Genomic DNA, 23296 nt, shown 5'->3' on the forward strand with positions numbered 1-23296 from the left:
ACAAACGGAATCACGGCCAAACGCAAATCAGACCACAGGACGTCATTCGACGAATTGCGGTCACACCCGCGACTTGAGTCGCCTGAGCAGATTCATCAGTCCCGACCTTGGCCGCAACAGCGCGCTGGCGGTCAAACCGAACAGCAGCAGGGATGCGGTGCCTGGTTCCGGAATCTCGGCAAGCGGGGCTCGTCCGCTGAAGCCATAGCTGCCGAAATCCTGGCTGGCCGAATCGCTGGCGATGAAGTTATCAATCAGCGTTACCGCTCCCGACCGGGCAAAAACCCGGCCGCCCATCAGGTGAGCATTTGCGCCCAGACTGACACTCGCGTAGGCCAGGATATTGCCAGCAAACGCCGATCCAGCACCCAAGGTCGCGCTCGAGCCCAGCACCCAGTAGACCTGGGTCCCGGGACCACCATGGATCACCTGGACCTCAGAGGCGGCGGCGGTCGTCAGGGCATGATCCAACTGGAAGACGAAGTGAGCATTGGGATCGCCCTCCGCATCCAGCACCAGCTTGCCAGTCAGCAACGCCGTCGGATCCGACATATGGTACACACCCGCGGTCAGCGTCCGGTTGCCCAGATCGCTGAGCGAGAGATCGCTCGTCATAGAGAGGCCCAGCAGATAACCCGCCGCTGAGTTGGCATCGGCCAAGGCCTGGTCCGCTGACGAACCCGGACCCAGCATAGCCCCATCGGTCAAAGTACCGGGCGGAAAGCCCGTGATAGCGGCAAGAGAAATCGAAACGCCCAGATCTCCCGAGATCAGTGTATTCGCATTGGGCGCGACATGGGCGTTGGTCACCCCGGCGTAGCCAAAAACAGCGAAGGTCTGGGCGGATCCCAGGATAGGGGCGCCACTGGCGACGTATGGACAAAGCAGCAGTGCGGCGATCGGCAGAATGCCTGCCAATTTGGCCGCAGGGCGGGTAAACGGGAATTGCATAATCTCAGAACTGGCAATCCGATGGCCATGCCATCCGGAGCGCCCTGGCCAGAATCCGCCGTGCCTGCAGTCGCGCGCAGGGGCGGCCCACCGACAGGCTGGTGGGCAGGCGAAACAGCCCGCGGCAGAAGTCGCGCAGCCAGCGGGACTTCCGCCACAAACTACACAGGAAGAGACGTTGATTACGGAGCCGCCACCACAAGGGGCCGCTTGAGCAGGATGGTGAGCTGTCCGGGCTTCAGCGTGGAAGTCCCGACCACTTCCCAGCCCACCATACCCGCCCGATTCAACTCCTCCACCAGCAGGCCGCCGCTGATGGGTTCGACGGCACGCGGAGGGAAGATCTGGGTGGGCTTGCCGGCTTCGGCGATCATCATCGCGTATTCCCACCGGCTGGCCGTCGCCCAGGTGACTCCATTCAGGCCGCCCGGCCAGGGCGACGTATCCAGGTGCTCCACGGTGAGCGGGGGTTTGGGCGGCAACGGAGGCCGCTTCAGCGTCTGGGCAAACCCTGGCGACAGGGAGAAGGCCACCGCGAGAGCGGCGAGTTTCATGGAGGCTCCTTTGCCGGACTGGCCCGCCGGCCGGTTTAATCCAGGTTGTGAATCACAGAGTCTGTGAAGTCGTTAGTGCCGCAGGAGCCGCCCAGGTCCCGCGTCAGATGCGTTCCCTCGCGGAAGGTCTTGGCGAGTGCCCTCTGCAACCGGTCCGCCGCGGCGCCCTCGCCAAGATGGCGCAACATGAGGATCGAGGAAGACATGAGTGCCGTGGGGTTGGCGATGCCGTGACCGGCGATGTCCGGCGCGGAGCCGTGCACCGCTTCAAAGACCGCGTGATTCTCGCCCATATTGGCGCCGGGGACCACGCCGAGGCCGCCCACCAGGCCGGCCGCGAGATCGGACACGATGTCGCCGTAGAGGTTCGGCAGCAGCAACACATCGAACGTTTCGGGCCGCATCACCAACTGCATCGACGCGTTATCGACGATGAGTTCGTTGTAGGCGATTTCGGGATACTCGGTGGCGATTTCACGGCAGCAGCGGATGAACAGGCCATCCGACAGCTTCATGATGTTCGCCTTGTGGACCGCTGTGATCTTGCGGCGGCCATTCTTCTTGGAGTATTCGAAGGCGTAGCGCGCGATGCGGATGGACGCGTAGCGCGTGATGATCTTGAGGCTCTCGACGACGTCCTTGACGACCTCGTGCTCGAGGCCCGAGTAAAGGTCTTCCGTGTTTTCACGGAAGATCACCATGTCGATGTTGACATCCTGGAAACGCGTCTTGAGGCCGGGCAGCGTGAAGACGGGGCGAACGTTGGCAAACAGGTCCAACTGCTTGCGGATGGCTACGTTGACGCTCTTGAAGCCGCCCGCGATGGGTGTGGTGACAGGCCCCTTCAGGGCGATGCCTGTGCGTTCGATCGACTCCAACACGTGCGGAGGCAGGCTGGTGCCGGACTTCTCGATGATCGAGGCCGAAAGCTCGACCTTCTCCCAATCGATCGCGACACCTGTCGCTTCCAGCACTCGCACGGTCGCATCGGCAACTTCCGGCCCGATGCCATCGCCGGGGATCAGAGTGATTTTGTAGGCCACGTCAACATGGTAGCAATGCCGCCGATAGTGGGAGAATAGACGTTTATGCCCGCAGTCAAACGTGTACTCCTCAGTGTCACCGACAAGTCTGGACTCCTGCCCTTCGCGAAGGGGCTGGCCGCTCTGGGCTGTGAGCTCATTTCCACCGGCGGCACCGCTAAGATGCTGCGTGACGGCGGCTTAGCCGTCAGGGACGTCAGCGAGGTCACCGGTTTTCCCGAGATGCTGGATGGGCGGGTGAAGACGATTCACCCGCGAGTGGCCGCCGGGATTCTGGCCCGCAGGTCGGTGCCGGAACACATGGCGGCGCTGGCCGAGCACGAGATCGCGACGATCGACATGGTCGTTGTGAATCTGTATGAATTCGAGAAGGTTGCAGCGAAGCAAGGGGCACCGGTCGAGGAGCTGATCGAGAACATCGATATCGGCGGGCCGACCATGATTCGCGCCGCCGCGAAGAACTTCGAGGATGTGGCCGTGGTCACCGCCGCGGACGATTACGAACCCATCCTGGCCGAGCTCAGCGCAAATGCGGGTGTACTGTCCAAGAAGACGCACTGGAACCTGGCGCGGAAGGCCTATGCGACCACGGCCAGATATGATGCCGCCATCACGGCGCGGCTGGCCTCGATCGATGTCGTCGAGGACAACTGGTCGGATGAGAACGAATCCACGCCGCCCGTGTTGAACATTCATATGCCGCGGCGCCAGGCTCTGCGGTATGGCGAGAATCCGCATCAGGCGGCCGCCCTGTATGCTTCCGGGACCACGGGCATCGCGGGCTGCAAGCAACTGCACGGCAAGGAGCTTTCCTACAACAACCTGGTGGACCTGGACGCCGCGTGGCAACTGATCTGCGAATTCTCCGAGCCGGCCGCGGCCATCATCAAGCACACGAACCCCTGCGGCTGCGCCGAGCAAGCCACGCTGGTGGAAGCCTACAGGAAGGCATACGAAGCGGATCCGGTGTCCGCTTACGGCGGCGTGCTGGCCTTCAACCGGACGCTGGACGAAGAAACGGCGTTGGAGGTCTCCAGCCTGTTTGTCGAAGCCATCGCGGCGCCGGGCTATAGCGAGAAGGCGCTTTCCATCCTGACCGCCAAGAAGAACCTGCGGCTGGTCACGGTGGACGGCGGAGTGCCGGACGAACTGGTGGTGAAGTCCATTACGGGCGGATTCCTGGCCCAGTCTCCAGACTTGGCCACATTCGATCCCGCCACCGCGCGTGTGGTGACGGAACGGCAGCCCACCGAGGCCGAATGGGTCGCGCTGAAATTCGGCTGGAAGGTGTGTAAGCACGTAAAGTCGAACGCGATCGTTTATGCCAATGCCGGGCAGTTACTGAGTTCCGGCGCTGGACAGATGAGCCGTGTGTTCTCGGTGGAGATCGGGGCTCGCAAGTCTGTACTTCCATTGGCCGGGTGCGTGGTGGCTTCCGACGCGTTCTTCCCGTTCGCCGACGGTCCGGAAGGGGCGGTGGCGAATGGCGCCACGGCCATCATCCAGCCGGGCGGATCTGTCAGGGACGCCGACGTGATTGCGGCGGCGAACCGCCTGGGCATCGCCATGGTGTTTACGGGTGTAAGGCATTTCCGCCACTAATCCGGGGCTCATGGCGTAGCGGACCTCCAGGATTCGCGCTCAAACGACTGGCTATTTCGAGCTAATCAATTAGCCACTTTTCTGCTAAGTGCTGGCAATCAACGGCGTTGCGCCCAATGACCAGGGCCAACGCCGTTTTTCTCGTGGTGTCGAAAGCTGTTACCGGGCACCTAAGAGTAGCGTCTGAACTATTCATGGACGGTCCGGCTCCCGAAGAGGTACTTGCCCAAGTAAAGCGAATCCTGGCCGACCCGGGCTTCTCCACGTCCGATCCGATGCGGAACGTGCTGCTATACCTCGCTACGCATGGGGTAGAGCAGCCGGGCAAATCGGTGAAGGAATTTGAGATCGCCACGAATGCGCTGGGCCGCGGGGATGATTATGACCCGCGCAGCGATTCCACGGTGCGGGTGGTTGCCAGCCGATTACGCAGCAAACTGGCGGAGTATTACACCCAGGAAGGTGCGGCGGATCCGGTCATCATCTCCATTCCCAAAGGTGCTTATTTTGTTTCGGGCAGCTACCGGCACAACGGCCACTCGAACGGAAACGGCAATGGCAATGGCAACGGGCATGGCGAACAGGACACGGCGGAAAAACCCGCTTCGCCGACGCGGCGGACGGTGCTGGCGGCGGCGCTGGCGGCGATCGCCGGCGCAGCGGGCGGGTTCTGGTTCGGCCGGCGGAGTACGCAACCTGACCTCCCGTGGCAGCTCACTACTTTCTGGCACGAGTTCCTGGAACCGGATCCGCCGATTGTCGTGTACTCGAATCCGGCGTTTCACGGCACGACGGCCACTGGACTGAAGCTGCCGGCCTTCGCACGCCCCTCCGATGGACCTGTCAACGACTTGTACAGCGGTTCGGGGGAGGTGATGGCAGTCCGCGACATCTCCCGCCAACTCAGCCGGTTGGGTGTAGACGCGAGGGTGAAGCGGGCGCAGTTGTTCACCTGGGATGACGCCGAGTCGAGCGATCTCATCTTTGTTGGCGGCCAGGAGCAGAACGAGCCGATGGCGCAACTGCCGAAGCTGGAGAAGTTCAATCTCAAGCCGGAGTCGCAGGGCCCGATTGGATCGCCCGGAGCCGTGCAGAATGAGCAACCGGGACCGAACGAGGCGCGCTACTACGTCGCGAGCGAAGATCAGGAGAACGGCACGGAGTTTGCGATCGCGGCTTTGACGAGAGGCGTGACGCCGGATAAGCGGATCCTGGTTCTGGCGGGAGTCAGGACGTTGGGGACGGAGGGCGTGGCGGCCGCGATGTGCAACCCCACCATCCTAGCTGAGATTCTTCAAAAGCTGGGTGTGGCGCCAGGAAAGCCCGTGCCATCCTTTGAGGCTCTCTTTGAATTCCGGATTCGCGGAGGGGCTCCATTGGACCCCAAGCTATGTATTCTGTATCGCCGGAAAGACTCTCCGGCGGGGGCGTAACTGAGCCTCTCGATTTCTGGCAACCCTTTTATTATCAAACTTGTAACGTCCATGCAACGTGTTGCAACGGGATAACAACAGCGTTGCAACAGGTTCTGACTTCCGGTGCCCATCCGAGGACGCCTAGACTCGGCCCATGGAGGTGGAAGACTTGCTTCCGTCAGGCAGGGGTACATCGAGGGAGCGGAGTGATCCGAGTCCCGCCGCCGGCGTGAATCCGCGTCCGGCGCTTCCCAGCATGGAGTCCACTCCGGATTGCCAGGCGTCTCTCCTGCCAACGGTTCGCTGGGACACTTACTCCTCCTCTTCATCAGGGTCTGCAGACCGGTTTTTCGATGGCGCAGCCCGCCAAAACCGCGAGCGGACAGTGTTCGAGATGCAAAGACACACAACAAGTGAGGTTGTCTCGTGAATATGAACAGCAAAGCGTTAGCTTTGATTTGTTTGTGTATTTTGTTTGCCGTCAGCCCGTTCACGGCGGACGGTCAGGTTCTGTATGGGTCTGTGGTGGGACTGGTGCAGGACTCGTCCAGCGCAGCGATGCCGGGCGCCAGCGTCACGCTGACCAACAAGGGTACCAGCCAGGTTTATGAAACCAAATCGGATGAAGGCGGCCGTTTCACGGTAGCCAACATCGTGCCAGGCAGCTACGATTTGAAGATTTCGGCCCAGGGCTTCCGCCCCTATACGCGCACGGACGTTGCGGTCACCGCGAATACGATTACGCGTAGTGACGTGACGATGGAAGTCGGCTCCACGACGGAGCAGATCACCGTAGAGGCGTCAGCCACGGCCCTGCAGACCGATAAGGCCGACACGCACACGGAACTGAACTCCAAGCAGGTCTCCTCGCTGCCCTTGACGGGCTACAGGAACTATCAGTCGCTGATCAACCTGGTGCCGGGCGCCACGCCCTCGTCGCTCCAGAACTCAGTAACCGACACGCCGGGCCGTTCCCTGCGCACCAACATCAATGGCACGAATGCCAACAACAACATGACCCGTATCGACGGCGCGAGCAGCGTGAACTTGTGGCTGCCGCACCACACCGGCTATGTGATGCCGGCCGAGATGGTGGACACGGTGAACGTCACCACGTCCGCCGGTGATGCCGAACAGGGCATGGCGGGTGGCGCCTCGATCACGCTGATCACCAAATCGGGCACCAACCAGTTCCATGGCAGTGCCTTTGAGTATCACGACGACCAGCACCTGAAAGCCCGCAACTACTTCCAGGCGGCCGGCATCGACAAGCCGCTGAGCATTTACAACAACTACGGCGGCACCATTGGCGGACCGATCAAGAAAAACAAGCTGTTCTTCTTCTATAGCTTTGACGGCACCCGGCAGCGGCAGGGCGCGGTGGGAACCTATTCGGTGCCCACGGCCGACATCCGCAACGGCAATTTCTCGGCCATCGGCACGACCATCTATGATCCGGCCACCGGCAAAGCGGACGGCAGCGGGCGCACCCCGTTCGCCGGCAACATCATCCCGGCCAACCGGATCAGTCCGATCGCGAACCTGATCCAGGCCTACTATCCCAGCCCCACGGCCTCGGGCGCTTTGAACAACTGGTTCGGGTCGCAGGTTCCGTTGTTCAATCGCGACTACAACGACGCCAAGATCAACTGGACACGCAACGAAAAGCACCAGATCTTCGGCCACTACGGCATCATGAAGGCGCTCTCGGGCGGCCAAGGCCTCTTTGGAGACGGCATTGGGCCGTCGCCCGGATCGGACCCCGGCACCGGCGACACCCGCGTGATGAACATGTCGATAGGCCATACCTACACCTTCTCGCCCACGCTGCTGCTGGATGGAGTCATCGGCTACCAGCGCATGGACCAGACGGTGAAGGGCAGCGACTACGGCAAGGACTTTTCGACCACGCTGGGCATCCCCGGCCTGGGCGGACCTGAATTGGCCCAGAAGGGCTTCCCGAACGTGTCGATCAGCGGCTACCAGGGATTCGGCGTGCCGAACTGGATGCCGGCGTTCCGTACCGAAGAGTCCTACACGATGAGCCACAACCTCACGTGGACGAAGGGTGCGCACATCTTCCGGTTTGGCTTTGACGGCGTGAACCACCGCATGACCCACTACCAGCCTGAACTGGGTGCGGGTCCGCGCGGCTCGTTCTCCTTCAACGGCGGACCGACGGCCATCGCCGGCGGTGCGAGTCCGGACAATTTCAACGCTTACGCGGAGTTCCTGCTGGGCGCGACGGACAACATCCAGAAGAGCCTGCAGTACATCCTGATGACCCCGCGCGAATGGCAGTTCGGCTGGTTTGCGCAGGACCGCTGGCAGATCAACCAGAAGCTGACGCTTTCCCTGGGCTTGCGTTATGAGCTCTATCCGCTGATGACCCGCGCGCATGACAAGGGTATCGAGCGGCTGGATCCCGCGACCAACCTCGTGTACCTGGGTGGTCGCGGCGGCGTCCCGAACGACGTCGGCGTCACCGTCAGCCATAAGCTGTTTGCCCCGAAGGTCGGCCTGGCCTACCGCCTGGACGACAAGACCGTGATCCGCACCGGCTACGGCATCAACTTCGATCCGCTGCCGTTCTCGCGGCCGTTGCGCGGCTTCTATCCGCTGACGGTCAACTTCAACTTCCAGGCTCCCAACGGATACGCCTCGGCCGGCACCCTGGCCAGCGGCGTTCCGCCGGTGGTCGGCCCGGATCTCTCCACCGGCATCGTCACGCTGCCTGGAGTCGCCGACATGCGCAGCCCGTATGCCGGACAGATCCACCGCGGCTACACGCAGAGCTGGAACTTCACCATCGAGCGCAAACTGCCGCAGGATGCGATCGCTTCCGTGGCCTATGTCGGCACGGAGAGCACGCACATGCTGGCCGATTACGACATCAACTCGGGCGTCCCCGGCGGCGGCCAGGCCAGCCAGCCTTACTACCAGTTGTTCGGACGCACCGCCGCCACTAATATGTGGGACGGCTACCTGAGCGCCAACTATCATTCACTGCAGACCAGCCTGAGAAAGCAGTTCTCGAAGGGCCTGATGCTGCAGGGCGCCTACACGTGGTCAAAGGCCATCAACATGACCGACGACGACGGCTGGGCCTCAGTGGGTTGGAACTACGCTCCGGTCTTCCGGCGCAATCGCGCCGTGGCCGGCTATGACCGCACGCACGTCCTCCAGATGGGCTGGGTCTACGAACTGCCGGTGGGCAAGGGCAAGCAGTTCGCCAGCACGGGCCTGATCTCGCAGATCATCGGCGGCTGGGCAGTGAATGGTGTGATGTCCGCCTACACGGGCACGCCGTTCACGGTGGGCGCGTCGGGCAGCTCGCTCAACGCTCCCAACAACACACAGACTGCGAACCAGATCAACACCACCGTGGCGTATCCGCATGGAATCGGACCGGGCGCGACTTGGTTTGACGTCACCGCCTTCGCTCCTGTCACCGCGGCAGCCGCCTTCGGCACTTCCGGCCGAAACCTGCTGCGCAACCCGGGTGTGTGGAACACCGACCTGATGATCAACCGCAAGTTCCAGATCACAGAGCGGATCAACACGGACTTCCGTGCTGAGTTCTACAACCTGCCGAATACTTCGCACTTCAATGGACCGGGCACCAGCGTCAGCAGCCCGGCTTCGTTTGGTGTGATCTCCAGTTCGTTCGGCGAACGCCAGATCCGGTTCGGGCTCCGGCTCGGCTTCTAGATCGCGTTCGCAGCCTGAACAGCCCGCGCGGCCACCTGAACCCCCTGCTCCGCGCGGGCTTATTTCTCCGGAAAGCGCCGGCCAAGACGGAACCACCGTCGGCCGGCGCTTTTGTTTTGCCGGGCAACAGATTCTCCCCACGCCGGGCCGCGGCTCCACTATCCTGGTTCAGATCAGCTATGCACATGAGTACACGCCCTGCCTGGTTCTGGTGCCTGTTCTGCGCCGTTACGATGTCGTTGGGTTGGGGTCTGCGGGGATCCATCGGCGGAGGGTCCCTGGGGGCCATGATCCCTGGCGCCATGATCGGGCTGGCGCTGTGTTTCTTCCTGGGCCGGGAGCGGGATGCGGGCCTGATCGCCGCCCTGGGCGCGGTGGGAGTCGGTTTCGGCGGGCAGGAGACCTACGGGCAGACGGTGGGGCTCAGCCAGCATCCGGAGACGTTCTGGTGGGCGATCCTCGGCTTCGGATTGAAGGGTGCGGCCTGGGGCCTGCTGGGCGGGGCATTCCTGGGAATGGCATTGGACCGTGACAAACTGCCGAACCGGCGGATGCTGATCGGGCTGGCGGCGATGGTGCTGGGGACCTGGGCCGGCTGGGCCTGGATCGACCATCCCAAGCTGATGTACTTCTCGAACCGCCTGGAAAAGCCGCGCGAAGAGATGTGGGCGGGGCTCTGGGTGGGCGGGCTGTGCCTGCTGGCCGTGCTGCGTGCCCGTGTGCCGGCATGGTTCGCCTTCGTCGGCTGCATTGGCGGAGGCATCGGGTTCGCCTTCGGTGCCTCGCTGCAACCCTGGGGCAAGGGCATCTGGCGGGAGATGCCATTGGGCTGGTGGAAAGCGATGGAGCTCTCGTTCGGAGCGATCCTGGGGGCGTCGTACGCCTGGTGTGCGTGGCGCCTGCGGAAGGATCTGATGCAGGAGGGTTCGCAACCGGAGCCGGCGGCGCCAGTGTGGGCGGCGATCCTGAGCGCGGCCATTGCCATTGGATTGGCGATCTATGCCGGCGAAGAGCTGAAGGTCCGCTTCAGCTATACCGTAGCCGGAGCCGTGCTGGCGGCCTTGATCCTGTTCTCAAGGACGCTGGCGTGGCAGACCGCGATCACGACGACCTACGCTGCCTTCACGTGGGACCTGCGCGATCACCTGAAATGGGCTCCGCAGGAAGCGATCTGGGCGTTTCTGGTGATCACGACAATCATTGTGGCTGTGTTGGTGGCACGCTACGCCCGGGCCCGGACGATGTTCCTGCTGCTCACCTGGACGGCCATCGCAAACTCGTTCCGCTATCTGCAGCCGCCGCTGCGGCCGGAACCGATGACGATGATCCCGCTGTTTGTCGTCTTCGCGATCCTGATCTCCTGGATGAGGGCGGAGCCCCAACCTGAGCCACGCTCGGCCTGATCTCTGTATACGGTGGAAACCAATATGCTTTCTCGAATTTCGACCTACTTCCCCGCCCTGCTGTTGTCGTTGCTGCCGGCTATTGGCGCCGAGACGCCACCGCGGATTGAAGACATCAAGGGCAAGACGATCCTGCTCTTCACTCCGCATCCGGACGACGACGCGTTCTGCTGCGGCGGCACGCTGGCGCTGCTGGCGAAGAATGGCAACACGATCCGGATCGTGATCTACACCAACGATGACAAAGGTTCGTACGATCTGGAGATGACGGGCGAGCGGCTGGCTCGCATCCGGAAGGCGGAAGAGGAAGAGGGCAACCGCATCCTGGGGATCCCCAAGGAGAACCTGCTGTGGCTTGGCCACCACGACGGGCTGCTGGAGTATGTCGACAGCCGCCGCCTGGTGGAGCAGGCCACGGAGGTGATCCGGCGCTACCGGCCCGACATTGTGATGACGGTGGATCCGGGCTCCGATTACGTCCGCTGGCACAAGACCGACCATCGGATGGCGGCCATGAATACGCTGGATGCGATCCGCGCGGCGGAGTTCCACCTGTACTTTCCGAACCAGCGGCTGCAGCTGGGCTTGGAGCCCTGGAAGGTGCCGGCCATGATGTTCTTCTACGTCACCGAGAAGGACGCCAACATGTGGGTGAACATCGATCCGGTGAAGCAGCAGAAGGAAGCAGCGGGCCTGGCGCACGTCAGCCAGTGGGAGCCGGCGATGCACAAGTACCGGCCGGATTGGACGCCCGAGGACAAGGAGAAGGCGCGCGCCGAGTTGCACACGATCATCCTGAAGAAGGGCGGCCACTGGATGGAGGCGTTCCGCTGGGCGACGGAGTTCAATCAGTACTGATTGCGGTGCCAGCAAACGGCTCGCGCTGAGGCCCACGCCTGTTTCGAGCGATGACTTACTGGGCTACGGGCGGACCGCGCCGTAGTCCGCATCCAGCTTTAGGGTCTCACCGGGCTTGAGCGTCTTCTCCGGCGACCAGAGCAGGAATTGCGCCCCGGCGCGCGATTTGGCGGTCCAGCTCAGATAGGTCCGGCCCACCTGCTCGTCCTGAAAACGAACGAAGAGCGGCTGTCCTCCGCCCTGCAGCAGTTTCCATTCGCGGCTTGGTTTTTCCCCGCCGTTCCAGGTGTACTTGTCGGTGGGCTCGTGGTTGGGCGTGATGAATGCCTGCTCCACACGCTGGCCATTGATCCGGGTGAACGACATGGAGGCCTTGTCGATGTCGCCTGGGGTGTACTCGGCTCGCACCTGCAGCGCGGCAGACACCGGCGTCTGACCGGCGTTCTCCACGACGGTCGATGTGTGAAGGCCGGCGGCGTTCAGCTCGAAGATACGGCGGATGCGCAGGCCGTTCGCACACTGGCCCAGCAGGACCAGGCGTTCCGAGGACTGAGTGTCCACATTCCAGGTCACATCGAGCGCTTTGGCGTAGTAGTCGGTGTGAACGCTGGCTACCTGGCCGCCGACGAAGGGATAGGCGCCCTCGCCCGGCGGGAAGCGGCGCATGGTGTCGCGGCCGGTCGACTTGTCGATCAGCCGCACTACCCGCGCGTTGAGCTCCGGCACGACGTCCGCGCGCCATTGCCCGTTCTCGATGGTGAACAGGGGCACGGAGGTCATCTCGTTGTAGCGTTTCTCATCGCGCGCCAGCTCCTGTCCTTCGTGGATGCTCTGGATCCCGAAGGTGCGCATGCGGGCGATCAGGTCCAAGGCACGCGGCTTCAGGCTCGCCAGATCGGCCGGTCCCCATTGCGAGCCATGCACGTCGAACTCTGTGTCGCGCAGGACACCGTAGTATTCCAGCGGCAACTTTGCTTTCCGGACGCGGCGCAGGGTGGCGTCATCGCCGGCCGCCGCTTCCGCTTTCGCGAAGAGTTCGGCGGCCTTCGACCGGAAGCCGGCCGAGTAGTCGGGCACATTGAAAATCCAGAGATGCCGGCCACCCGGGCCGCGCACTTCGCCGTGCAGCAGGTCAAAGTAGGCGCGCATCGGTCCAGCCGCCGGGCCATACACACCCTCCAAAAACTCCTGGACGGCCTGCTCAACTTTGGTTGAGGCGTCCCACAACTGCCGGGCGATGACGTAAGCCCGCAGCTCTGACGCTTCCCCACCGCCGCCCGCGGCATACGCGCCCTGCATGAACAGGCCCACCACACCATGCTGCTTGTAGAGCGGGATGTCCGCTGCCAGTTCGTCGAAGTCGGGAAATGGCATCGGATAGTGCGAGAAGTTCGTATTGTAGTGCCAGATGTAGAGCTGATTGGTGATCTTCGACCAAGCCTGCAGATTCTTGTAGAAATAGGCGCTGCGCGGGCATTGCCCGAAGCTGTGCGACACACAGATGCCGATGGGGCAGAGGCGGATGCGGACGTTCTTTACCGGCCGGACCCTCAGCGGCGGATTCTCGGTGTACCAGTAAGCCAGCGTATCGATCAGCTTGTCCGGGTGCCGCTGGCCGATCGACTCCGCGACAGCGTTGACGAAGCGCAGTAGCGGGCCGGAGTGCTGGCCGCCTTCCTCCATTTCCACGCGCCGGCATCTGTCGCACTCGCACCAGCCTTCCCAGTCGTTTTGTGACACGGAAAAGATGGTGGCATCAGGATGTTCCTTGATCCAGGCCTCGACGCGCGCAATCACAACGCGGAGGACGTCCGGATTCGTCAGGCAGAGTTGGCCACGTTCCGTGCGGCGCTTGCCGTCGATGAGCGAGAAGTATTCGGGGTGCTCAGGGAAGTACTCCTTGGGCGGCACCAGTTCGTAGAAGGAGTGAACGAACGGGTAGTACTGCAGCTTGCCGCCGGTGGAGGCGTCGAGCTGCGCATGGTTGCCGTTGGTGCGGTTTCGAGCGGCCCAGTCCTTGTCCCAGGCCTCAAAGAAGAACGGCTCGCGGTACTCGAAGGCAGGTTTGTGGATCTCCGGCTGAGCGTAGCGGGTGACCGCAATCGTCGGGAGCTTGGGGATGCGGCTCACCTCGCGGGTAAACCAGCGGCAGCCGAGTTGATCTAGAAACGTATAGACACCGTACATCGTGCCGCGCTGCCGTCCTCCGGCGATGACCAGGTGGTTGCCCGAAGCTTGGAGAACGAAGCCTTCCGGCCCCAGTTTGTCGAACGGCACCTGCAGCTTCTGCTGCCGCAAGGCCGCGCTGTCGCCCACCAGCACCATCGGTCCGCGCACGGGCTTGTCGTCAGCGGAAACCGGGAGCCGCGCGCCGGACATCTCCTCGACAAACCGCTGCAGCTCCTGTGCGGCCCGCTGCTCGGAGGGCGAGGCCTGCGCCGAGACCACGATCGTATACTTCGACGCGCCTTTGTCGACCAGGGTGAGCGCCTGCGCCGCCGAGAGCGCAAGCAGGAATACCACGAACCTCTTCACAGCCGGAGCCTCCCCAACATCTGATAGATCCACACCAGCGCCGTATTCATGAGTTGCTCGCCGGCGCCTACAGCTACAGGCGACACCGTCGGATCGGCTCCATAGCCGCCCTCAGCCACCGCTTCAATGGTGGGGAAGTACTGGTGGTAGCCGTTGCAATAGCCGAAGAAAAACAACTGCTTCACGCGGGCCCGCTCTTTCAAACGGATGGCGTGATTCGAGAAGAACTCGCCGCTGGCACCCACCAGCGCGATGTCGCCATTCAGCAGCGCCACGGTGAGGCGGGGCTGAACACCGCCGACGTACTCGTCTTCAAAGTTCGTGATCAGCTCGGGGAAGAATGCTTTGGCGTACATCCCGTGAACCATGGGGTTCGAGAGATCCACGCGCGCCTTGAAGGGGAAGCGTTCTTCCTTCAGGATCAGGGCAGGCTTCTCCACGTCCTTGGCCTGCAGGCCCTGGGCCAGCTTCCAGACCTCCGCGCCGATCGCCTCGCCGTACTCCTTGTAGCCGCCCTTCTCCCGGTTGACCGACTGGTCGCCGGAGGCGCCCTGCATGAACATCACGGGTGCGCCGGCTTGCGCGCCGACCCAGTTCTTCATCTGGCCTACCCAATCGGCCGAGAACTTCATCGTTTTGTCGGGCAGGGTCGTGGGATGGGCGGCAAAGTTCGCCAGGATCACAATGGGTTTGCCATCCAACCCGTCGACGCGAAGCACCGCCAGTTCCCGGTCGCTGGGCTTGGGTTCCAGCTTCGTGTGGCGGTTCACATTGAACCCGGGCAATTGCACGGAGCCCGTGGCCATCCGCGCCGGAGCCAGCTTGGAATTCGCTTCGACAATGGCGTCGACCACGGCCTCTTCCATCTGCGCATAGTAGCGAATTGCCGCGTCGAACTTACCCTTGCCGCGGCCCTCCTTGTCCGTCAACTCCAGCACCGGTCCGTGATGCGTATGCGAGCCGGCGATGAACGAGTTCTCGATGCCGGTCTGCTCCTTCACGCGCTGGCGGATGCGCTGCAGCGAACCTTCCGCCGGAGCCCGGCCCAGATCCATGCCCACAATCGCCAGCTTCTGGCCGCCAGTCTGGAGAACCAGCGCCACGGCGTACAGCGGGTCCATGACGCCTTCGGAGAGCATGTCGTGGCGGGAGCCATAGCCCCACATCGGGACGGGCTCCTTGGGCGTAATCTCGCGGCGGGCGGTGCCGGCCTGGAAGAGTTGCCCGCATAGGGTCAGCGGCAGGAGAAAGAGGAGATAGCGCATGGAGGATTCGAGGTACCGCTATCCAGTGTATGCGCGACGACGGTCGCAGCGGTTCAGGGGAGGCTAGTAACGGGCGCGGCCGGCCGCATACAGCCGGCGAGTCAGATACTCGACGAACCGCTTGGTGGGATTGAAGCCGACGATGGACTCCGCGTTCACCACGAAGTTGGAGAGCGCGTTGAGGTCATAGAACACGGGATCGCCGCTGCGGTGATCCACCATATACTCGACGCCGCAGACATCCATCTTGCCGAGCCGGGCCACAGCCAGGGCGGTCACGGCCGCCTCTGGTAAAGGCTCGCAGCGGGTGAAGACGGGCTTCGCCGCCGACTGGCAGACATCAGCCGGGCACAGGTTGAACCCCTGCCCCTCGCGTTGGATCCGCACGCAGTAGAGAACCTCGCCGTCCAGCACTTCAATGCGATAGCAACTGCCGTCGCGGGTGGGGATGAACTCCTGCACCAGCGCGGTGTGATCGCAGCCAAAGGTGAACTCGCCTGTCGCCAGGTCCCGTTCGGAATCGACGCGCCGGATCCCGCCGCCCGCTCCGCCGCAGTTCGGCTTCACCAGCAGCGGGTATGTCAGCCCCTCGGCCGCCTTGGGCAGCAAGGAAGGGTGATTGACGGCCCGCGTTCGCGGCGTCCGTGCGCCGCAACGGCGAAACAGGTCGTGCTGGCGGATCTTCGATACTTCGTACTCGTACGCCTGGGCGCCATTCACCAGAGCCACCCGGCGCGCCTCCAGGTGCGTGAGGAAATCGCGTACCGCAAACTGCCCGTGCCCATGACCGCGAAAGGCGGCCGACGGGCTCATGCGGTTCAGGACCAGGTCAGGAAATTCCTGCTCGTCGAGGTCGAAGACCAGCTCATCCGCGCGCCATTCCTCATAGGGAACGCCCTGCTTGGACAGCTCCGCAAACAGCGGACGGAACCACTCAGGGTGTTCGTAAAGGATGGCTAGGCGCGCAGGCATCAGGCTGAAATGGATTTCCAGTCCTCGGGCATGGTGCCCTCGGTCAGGAGCTCTCCCTTGTCAATGTACCGAACCTTGGAGGCATAATGCGCGGCGTGCGGATCGTGCGTCACCATGACGATGGTCTTTCCGTGCTCTTTGTTGAGCGTGGAGAGCAGCGACAGGACCTCGGAAGCGGACTTGGAATCGAGGTTGCCGGTGGGCTCGTCGCACAGCAGGATGTCCGGATCCGTCACAATCGCGCGGGCGATGGCGACACGCTGCTCCTGGCCGCCGGAGAGCTGCCGTGGATAGTGGCCCAGGCGATCGCCGAGGCCCACCAGCTTCAATGCCGTGGTGGCGTGCGCCAGCCGCTCCGCCTTCTTCAGGTGTGTGAGCTTCAGGGGCAGCTCGACATTCTCCAGCGCCGTCAGCACGGGGATCAGGTTGAAGCTCTGGAAGACGAACCCGACGTGGCGGTTGCGCCAGCGGGCGATGTCGCCGTCGGACAGGGTATTCAGCTTGGATCCGAGAACTTCGATCTCACCGCTGGTGGGCCGGTCCATCGCTGCCGCCAGGTGCAACAGGGTGGACTTACCCGAGCCCGACGGACCCATCAGCGCGACAAACTCGCCACGGTGGATTTCGATATCAGCATCCCGGAGGGCCACGACATGAAACTCGTCGCGGACGTATTCCTTCGTCAGCTTGCGGGTTTTGATGACAACTTCACTCATGGCTCAACTCCTTCACTTCTTCCTTTGGACTTTCATGCCGTCTTTCAGTTCGGCGGGCGGATCGACCACCAGGTCCTCCCCACCGATCAGCCCGTCTTCCACGCGCAGGCCCTGCTGCGTATTGCCGCTGGTCTTGATCGCGCGATCGACCACCTTCTCGCCCACCACAATGAACACGTGGTCGTTCCGGACGGTCGACGGCGGAATGAAGACCACCGGTTTGCCGGCTGTAGCCGGCGCGGCCGACGCTTGCGGCTTCTCATCGGAGAGGAACGCCACGGAAGCGTTCATCTCCGGCCGCAGAAACTCATCCGGGTTCAGGACTTTGACCTTCACCTGTACAGTCGCCTTCTGCCGGTTCGCCTCAGGCGAGATCTCGTCGATGCGGCCCTCCCACTTTTTGTCAGGATAGGCGTCCACCGTGATCACGCCGTTTTGCCGCGAACCCAGCTTGTTGAAATCGTTCTGCGAAATGTCGAGCTCCACCCGAAGATCATTCAAGTCCGCCAGTGACACCACGAAACCCTTGGCTCCGCGATCTCCGACAAAGCTGGTGGTGACGAACTCGCCGCGCTCGACCACGCGTTCCAGAATCGTACCCGTCACAGGGGCCCGGATGATCGTGTTGTTCAACTGCGTCTGCATGAACGCCACCACGCCCTTGGCCTGCTCGATCTGGCCCTTCACCGCGTCGATCTGTTCCTTGCGAGGTCCGATGTGCACCAGTTCATAGTTCTTCTGGAGCGAGTTCACGCGGGCTACCGCCGAGTCGTAGCGCGCCACGGCGTCATCCAGGCTCGACTTCGACATCACGCCTTCGCTCTGCAACTGCCTCGTCCGCGCTAGCGTGATGCGGGCGTTCTCCTGGTCGGCCTTGCCCTGCTCCACATTGGCCCTGGCCGCGGCAACCTCTTCCGGCCGCGAGCCATTCTGCAACTCATCCAGCCGGGCCTGGAGGTTCATCAATTGCCCCGAAGCCTGCTGGAGCTGGGCCTTGTACTCGTCGTCCTCGAGACGAACGATAATCTGCCCTTCCTTGACGCGGTCGCCCTTCTCCACGCCAATCCAGGCCACTTTGCCGACAACCTTCGAGGCCACCTGGATTTTATGCGCGGCAATGATGTAGCCAGTCGCATTCAAGATGACCGCCTGATTGGAGCCGCCGCCCGTCTGCTGCGACTGCGCCCGCGCGGTGGTCACCTCCAGCGCGGAGTTCATGTTTTTGTACACGGTGGCGCCGCCGCCCAGCAGGACCAGTAGCGCGATGCCGATGAGGATCCACCGGGTCGCCCCCCTGGGGCCGCCTGAGTGCGTTTCCGCCGAACGGTCGATACGAAGACTTTTAATTTCCGAGTCCATGTGTTTTGTTAGAAATCTGAATGAAGCTAGATCTGCCGCAGAGCAACGAGGATCTGCTTACGAGCGGCGCTGAAGGCGGGCAGGAGCCCTCCAATCGCACCCATGAAGAGCGCGAAAACCAATCCGCGCAGCATAATCTGAGGGGAAACCCTCAACTGGAAGGTGACTTCCGAAAACGTGACATTGCTGCCAATTCCGGTAGAAACCCAGTTCAGCGGCACAACCAGCAGGATGCCCAGAATGCCACCTAACGTGGCGAGCATCAGGGACTCCGCCAGGAAACTGGTCATGATGGCAACCCGCGAGAAGCCGAGGATGCGGAGCGTGCCGATCTCCTTGGAACGCCGGGCGACAGCCGCGTACATGGTGTTCATGGCCGCGAAGCAACTGCCCACCGCCATGATGAATGCCACGAACGTGCCCAGGTACTTCACCAGGTCGCCGGAAGACGTCTGCATCGCATAATATTCCTTCTCCGTCTTGGCCTGGACATTCAGCTTCGAGTCGTAGCTGAGGTCGTTCACCAGGGCTTGCCGCGCCACCTCGTCCGTCGCCCGGATGAGCGCCGAACTCAGCACCTCGGTGCGTTCAAAGTCGCCCGCCGCCTGATTCAGGTCGGTGAGAATTTCCGACTTCCGCGCCATCTGCGGCGTATCGAAGACGCCGACCACATCCCATTCGCCACGGCCAAACTTCAGCTTGCCGCCCAGGTGTGCCGCAGGATAGCGTTTCGCCACGGAACTGCCCACGGTCACTTCGCGGCGCCCCGGCGTGAACCAACGGCCCTCAACGATCTTTGAGTCGTCGCGGATCTCAATACCGGTGGGCGTCACGCCACGGACGTTCACATTCGTGCCTTCGGGGAACTCCTCGCTGGCCAGCGTGATCACGGTGACCATCTCCAGCGAAGCCAGCGGATCGCCCTTCTTGTCCTTCGCGATGCCCTGCTTGAACTTCATGTCGTTGAAGACGGAACGCTGGAAGTTCGAGCTCAACTCAGAATCGGAGCCCTTGCGCGTCACCAGCACGTTCAGCGGATGGCCAGAGCCTTCAAACGCGGTCTTCAGTCCTTCCACCAGCGAGAATGCGGCCAGCAGCACCGCCACCGTCAGCGCGATGCCAAGCGCGGTCATTACCGTCGTGGTCTTGCGAACCGCCAGGTTCCGGATGTTGTAGGTAATTGGAATCGCCATGGTCTCTTTCTCCGCTTAGTCGGTGAACCGCAGTGCATCGATGATGTTCGTCCGCGCCGCATTCCAGGCCGGGACCACCGCGCTCGCCATCCCGATCACCATCGCGATGCCCAGTAGTAGAGCAACCACAGGCGGCTGCAGAGTCAAAGTCTTGGTTTGATCGACGATGGCCGGTCCCTGCCGGATCCCAATGCAAAGGAGTTGGGCGATTGCCAACCCAAAGGCGCCGCCGATGAGCGCAATCACCGCCGATTCGCCCAGAATCATGCCGAGGATGGTGGACTGCTGGAAGCCCAAGGTCTTGAGGACGCCCACCTCGCGGACCCTTTCCCTGACGCTCATCGCCATTGTGTTGGCGCTGATGAGAAGGATCGTAAAGGTGACGGCTCCGCAGATGCTCATCAGAATCACCTTGATGTTGCCCAGGAACGAGAGGAACGAAACGCCGAACGCGAATTCCGACTCAGTGTGAGTGGGCGTCGGGGCGTTCGCGAACAGGGCATCGATCTCGCGGGCGATGCGCGGCACTTCCGCCGGATCGTTAGCCAGCATCGTGAACGTGCCAGCGGCCAGCCGCGACGAGTTGCGCAGCGCGTTCTCCAGATACTTGAAGTTGAACCATAGCGTCTCGTCCGAGGTCTCGGACGAGCTGTAAATTCCACGAATGGTCAAGTCCAGATCGAACGGGAAAATGTCGCCTTTGATCAGGATCTTGTCGCCGACCTTGAAGCCGAAGCGGTTGGCCAACGCCTTCCCCACCACGCAACTGGCCGGATCCTGGATGAAGGCCTTCTTCTGGTCTTCCGGGATGGAATACTCGCCGTAGACCTTGAAGAGCTTGTCAGCCTCCACGCCGATGCGGGGGAAGAAGTTACGCTGGTCGCGCGAGTCCTTGTAGACACCGCCGTACCATTGCCAGATGGCGACCTCTTCCACGCCCTTCACATTGCGGATCTGATTCCGGTAGTAGATGGGCATCTGGAAGACAATGGACACTTTGTTTCGCGTGACCAGGCGCCGCGCCTGCGACTTCGCCGGCGCACCCAGGAACAACGCGTAGTAGAGCGCCATCATGACGCCCAGCAGGCACAGCGAGATCGCCAGACTGATGATCGTCAGGACACTGCGCCTGCTGTTCCGCAAGCAGTTCTTTACAATCAAGGGCAGGTATCTCATGGCTCAGTCCATTCTACGAGCAACTCTTTGCAGTAGTTCGCCGGGAATGGATGAATTGGCGCGCAACATGGACAAATGGTCAGAAACGGACGATGAAAAGTGGATGGCGCGGGCTTTGGCGCTCGCCGGACAGGCCGCCGCAGCGGGCGAGGTGCCTGTCGGAGCCGTGATTGTCGTCGAGAATGCCGTAATCGGCGAAGGCTGGAACAGCCCCATCGCCCTGCACGATCCCACGGCTCACGCCGAGATCCAGGCGATTCGCCAGGCGGCAGTCCACACGGGGAACTACCGGCTTGAAAATGCAACGCTCTACGCCACGTTGGAGCCGTGCGCGATGTGCGCCGGGGCGCTGGTGAACGCCCGGATCGCACGACTCGTCTTCGGCGGCCGGGACCTGCGCTTCGGCGGCGTACGAAGCAAGTTCCGCATCGCCGACAGCGAGTTGCTGAACCACCGCGTACAAGTGGTGGAAGGTGTGATGGCTGCGGATTGCGTCGCTCTGCTGGAGCAGTTCTTTCGGGCCCGCCGCTAAATCACCCTCTTCAGCCCTTCCATCCGCACATTCCAGCCTTGTTTCGGAAAGCCCGGCGCGGCTTCGGCCGGGCCGTTCTCCCAACCGGCGGCCATCAGCGCCACAGCGGTGAGCAAGCCACCATTACCTGGCAGATACAGATGTAAACCCGGCCGCTGGTAGTTGTGCCCGTTCGGCAGATACTTGTTCTTCTGCGTCTCAAGCAGCAGCGCATCCACGGCGATTCCGGGCTCGCCCAATCGCGCCGCGGTCATGGCGGTCATCGGGTAATCCCACCCCCAGGTATCCGCCCACTTCCACGAACTCATCACCTTCTTGAGGGTGTTGCGCATCGTCTCCGGGTCGACACCCGGACCGGGCAGCACTCCGAGGGCGGCCAGCATGGAAGGATGATCGCGGTTTCTCTCCGTGAAGGTCTGCGGGCAATTCTCATGCGCGAGGTAAAGACCATCCTTCACCGGCAGCGGAGCCAGCTTGGCGCGAACCTCTTCCCACTTCGGCTCCCGAGTCAGGCCGGCGCGGATCCTCCACTGCTGGGCGACTTCGAGGGCCCAACGGAAATAGGCCAGTTCATACGTGGGGTTCCAGGTTTCGCGCGGCGGGTGGTTCTCCTGGGCGGGAATCACCGGCGGCCCCAACACATACTCGCCGCGTTTGGCATCCAGCCAGGCGAAGGAGGAGAGGAACTCGGCGGTCTGGTAGACGATATCGCGGTACTTGGCCAGGGTCGCCGCAACCGGCCTGGCTCGATAGCAGAGCTCCGCGTAATAGATGGGATGCGGCTGCTGCCAGATGAGCAGGGGACCAATCGGGGACGGACTATCCTGAGCATCTGGCCCCACCATCTTCGGCCAGCGGGCACCGCGATACCCCTGCCGCGCCGCGAGGCTCTGCGCCACCGGCAGATTCTTCCGGTAAAAGTCGAGGCTGCGTTCCAGCAGCGGCAGGCGATCCCAATAGGCGAAGTGAACCGAGTGCCACCAGTGCATCTCCAAGTGGAACTTGCCGTACCAGCTATTGCAGGTGAGTCCGGTCTCCTGGGGCGGCAGCGAACCGGCGCACTGGATCGCCGTCAGGTATTGAGAGAGCACGATACGGCGCTCCAACTCCCGTGCACGAGGGTCAGTGCTCCCTTCCAGTTCCACGGCGGCGCCGGAGCCCCAGAACTTCGCCCAATGCTGCCTGCTGGCCTCGAAAACGGCGGGGATCGGCGGGGTAGCGGCGGGTGGCTGCTTCACACTGAACAGGCAGCGAAAGGCCAGCTTGGCCGAGCCGGACCGCGCCTTCAGGACGTAGACATGGGGCGCGTCATCCACCAGTTCCCCGCCCTCATACGCCGCCCTCACGTAGTATTGGCTGCCATCCAGTTTGCGCAGCAGTTCACATTCGGCGGGGGTCACCAGGCGGCGCGTGGTCTCATGCGCCTCCGGCCTCTTCCAATTGGATGCATTCACATCGGGCGACCCATACGGGAAGGACAGGACGACCTCCAGCCGTTTCTGGGTCACCAGCGGCGATTCCACCACGATGGCCAGCAGGTCCAGTTCCGGATGGCAGGCAACGTCTACTTTGACGGCAATGCCTTCCAGCGAAAACCGGCTGGTCATCAGCCCGGACCACAGATCAAGCGTCTGTTCGACACCCTGCAGATCTTCAGCAACCGCATCCGAGCCATCACTCTTGCGCAACCGCAAGCCGATCCGGCCCAGATTCAGCCGGTGAGGATTCTCGCGCATCCAATCGAAAAGCAGCTTCTGCCCCTCTGAGCTGGTGGGATAGCCCACCAACCGCCCGTGGGTGTCGAATTTTGTGGTGCGAAAGTCCCGAACGGAGACGCCGCCGGGCGCCGGGAAGCTGTGCCAACCCCACTGAGACTGCGTACAAAGCGGAATCCCCTTCTCGTAAGCGTCTGAAAAGGTCTGCAAACCGGTGATGTCGCCCGTGAATGCGAACTCTCCGTTACCGACGGAGAGCGGGCTCATGGGATCAAGAATGTGGAGCACCGGATTGT

The 23296-nt window shown here is 62.5% G+C and carries 17 protein-coding genes; 6 read left to right on the forward strand and 11 right to left on the reverse strand.

Features of this window, described 5'->3' with window-relative positions; all coding sequences use genetic code 11:
* Window positions 1-60 precede the first annotated feature (60 nt).
* From IRI77_RS12250 to IRI77_RS12260, 3 genes are all read right to left on the reverse strand, one after another.
* The gene (locus IRI77_RS12250) at window positions 61-951 is read right to left on the reverse strand and encodes an ice-binding family protein (RefSeq protein WP_194452336.1); all 891 of its coding nucleotides are present in this window, start codon (window positions 949-951) and stop codon (window positions 61-63) included.
* A gap of 182 nt (window positions 952-1133) precedes the next feature.
* Entirely contained in the window at window positions 1134-1505 is a 372-nt protein-coding gene (locus tag IRI77_RS12255; RefSeq protein WP_194452337.1) for a hypothetical protein, read from the reverse strand.
* A gap of 35 nt (window positions 1506-1540) precedes the next feature.
* Window positions 1541-2548, reverse strand: a complete 1008-nt coding sequence (locus IRI77_RS12260) for an isocitrate dehydrogenase (NAD(+)) (RefSeq protein ID WP_194452338.1) — start codon at window positions 2546-2548, stop codon at window positions 1541-1543.
* A 45-nt stretch (window positions 2549-2593) separates the two neighbouring features.
* Between IRI77_RS12260 and purH the strand changes: the two genes are divergently transcribed.
* From purH to IRI77_RS12285, 5 genes are all read left to right on the forward strand, one after another.
* Window positions 2594-4150, forward strand: coding sequence for a bifunctional phosphoribosylaminoimidazolecarboxamide formyltransferase/IMP cyclohydrolase (gene purH, locus IRI77_RS12265; protein WP_194452339.1), 1557 nt, complete (start codon window positions 2594-2596; stop codon window positions 4148-4150).
* Between the two features lie 194 nt (window positions 4151-4344).
* On the forward strand, window positions 4345-5583 hold the full coding sequence (locus IRI77_RS12270) for a helix-turn-helix domain-containing protein (RefSeq protein ID WP_194452340.1): 1239 nt from the start codon (window positions 4345-4347) through the stop codon (window positions 5581-5583).
* A gap of 444 nt (window positions 5584-6027) precedes the next feature.
* Window positions 6028-9276, forward strand: coding sequence for a TonB-dependent receptor (locus IRI77_RS12275; protein ID WP_228486710.1), 3249 nt, complete (start codon window positions 6028-6030; stop codon window positions 9274-9276).
* A 185-nt stretch (window positions 9277-9461) separates the two neighbouring features.
* Window positions 9462-10679, forward strand: a complete 1218-nt coding sequence (locus IRI77_RS12280; protein ID WP_194452342.1) for a hypothetical protein — start codon at window positions 9462-9464, stop codon at window positions 10677-10679.
* 24 nt (window positions 10680-10703) lie between these two features.
* On the forward strand, window positions 10704-11537 hold the full coding sequence (locus IRI77_RS12285) for a PIG-L deacetylase family protein (protein ID WP_194452343.1): 834 nt from the start codon (window positions 10704-10706) through the stop codon (window positions 11535-11537).
* 63 nt (window positions 11538-11600) lie between these two features.
* On the opposite strand, the gene IRI77_RS12290 is transcribed toward IRI77_RS12285, so the two are convergent.
* The 7 genes from IRI77_RS12290 to IRI77_RS12320 form a co-directional block, all read right to left on the reverse strand.
* Window positions 11601-14072, reverse strand: a complete 2472-nt coding sequence (locus IRI77_RS12290; protein ID WP_194452344.1) for a DUF4838 domain-containing protein — start codon at window positions 14070-14072, stop codon at window positions 11601-11603.
* Window positions 14069-15337, reverse strand: a complete 1269-nt coding sequence (locus IRI77_RS12295; protein WP_194452345.1) for a neutral/alkaline non-lysosomal ceramidase N-terminal domain-containing protein — start codon at window positions 15335-15337, stop codon at window positions 14069-14071. Before IRI77_RS12295 ends, IRI77_RS12290 begins: the two co-directional genes overlap by 4 nt.
* 63 nt (window positions 15338-15400) lie before the next feature.
* Window positions 15401-16309 carry an ATP-grasp domain-containing protein gene (locus tag IRI77_RS12300; protein ID WP_194452346.1) on the reverse strand — a complete coding sequence of 303 codons (909 nt, stop codon included), beginning with the start codon at window positions 16307-16309 and terminating at the stop codon, window positions 15401-15403.
* Window positions 16309-17025 carry an ABC transporter ATP-binding protein gene (locus IRI77_RS12305; RefSeq protein WP_194452347.1) on the reverse strand — a complete coding sequence of 239 codons (717 nt, stop codon included), beginning with the start codon at window positions 17023-17025 and terminating at the stop codon, window positions 16309-16311. The genes IRI77_RS12300 and IRI77_RS12305 overlap by 1 nt, the downstream gene beginning before the upstream one ends.
* Window positions 17026-17037: 12 nt before the next feature.
* Entirely contained in the window at window positions 17038-18384 is a 1347-nt protein-coding gene (locus tag IRI77_RS12310) for an efflux RND transporter periplasmic adaptor subunit (RefSeq protein ID WP_194452348.1), read from the reverse strand.
* A gap of 26 nt (window positions 18385-18410) precedes the next feature.
* Window positions 18411-19577 carry an ABC transporter permease gene (locus IRI77_RS12315; RefSeq protein ID WP_194452349.1) on the reverse strand — a complete coding sequence of 389 codons (1167 nt, stop codon included), beginning with the start codon at window positions 19575-19577 and terminating at the stop codon, window positions 18411-18413.
* 15 nt (window positions 19578-19592) lie between these two features.
* Window positions 19593-20753, reverse strand: coding sequence for an ABC transporter permease (locus tag IRI77_RS12320; RefSeq protein WP_194452350.1), 1161 nt, complete (start codon window positions 20751-20753; stop codon window positions 19593-19595).
* Window positions 20754-20820: 67 nt separating this feature from the next.
* Between IRI77_RS12320 and tadA the strand changes: the two genes are divergently transcribed.
* Complete coding sequence (gene tadA, locus IRI77_RS12325) at window positions 20821-21285, forward strand: tRNA adenosine(34) deaminase TadA (protein ID WP_194452351.1); 465 nt, start codon at window positions 20821-20823, stop codon at window positions 21283-21285.
* On the opposite strand, the gene IRI77_RS12330 is transcribed toward tadA, so the two are convergent.
* Entirely contained in the window at window positions 21282-23267 is a 1986-nt protein-coding gene (locus IRI77_RS12330; protein WP_228486711.1) for a glycoside hydrolase family 65, read from the reverse strand. The genes tadA and IRI77_RS12330 overlap by 4 nt on opposite strands.
* Window positions 23268-23296 lie beyond the last annotated feature (29 nt).

It is taken from the genome of Paludibaculum fermentans (assembly GCF_015277775.1).
GTDB lineage: Bacteria > Acidobacteriota > Terriglobia > Bryobacterales > Bryobacteraceae > Paludibaculum > Paludibaculum fermentans.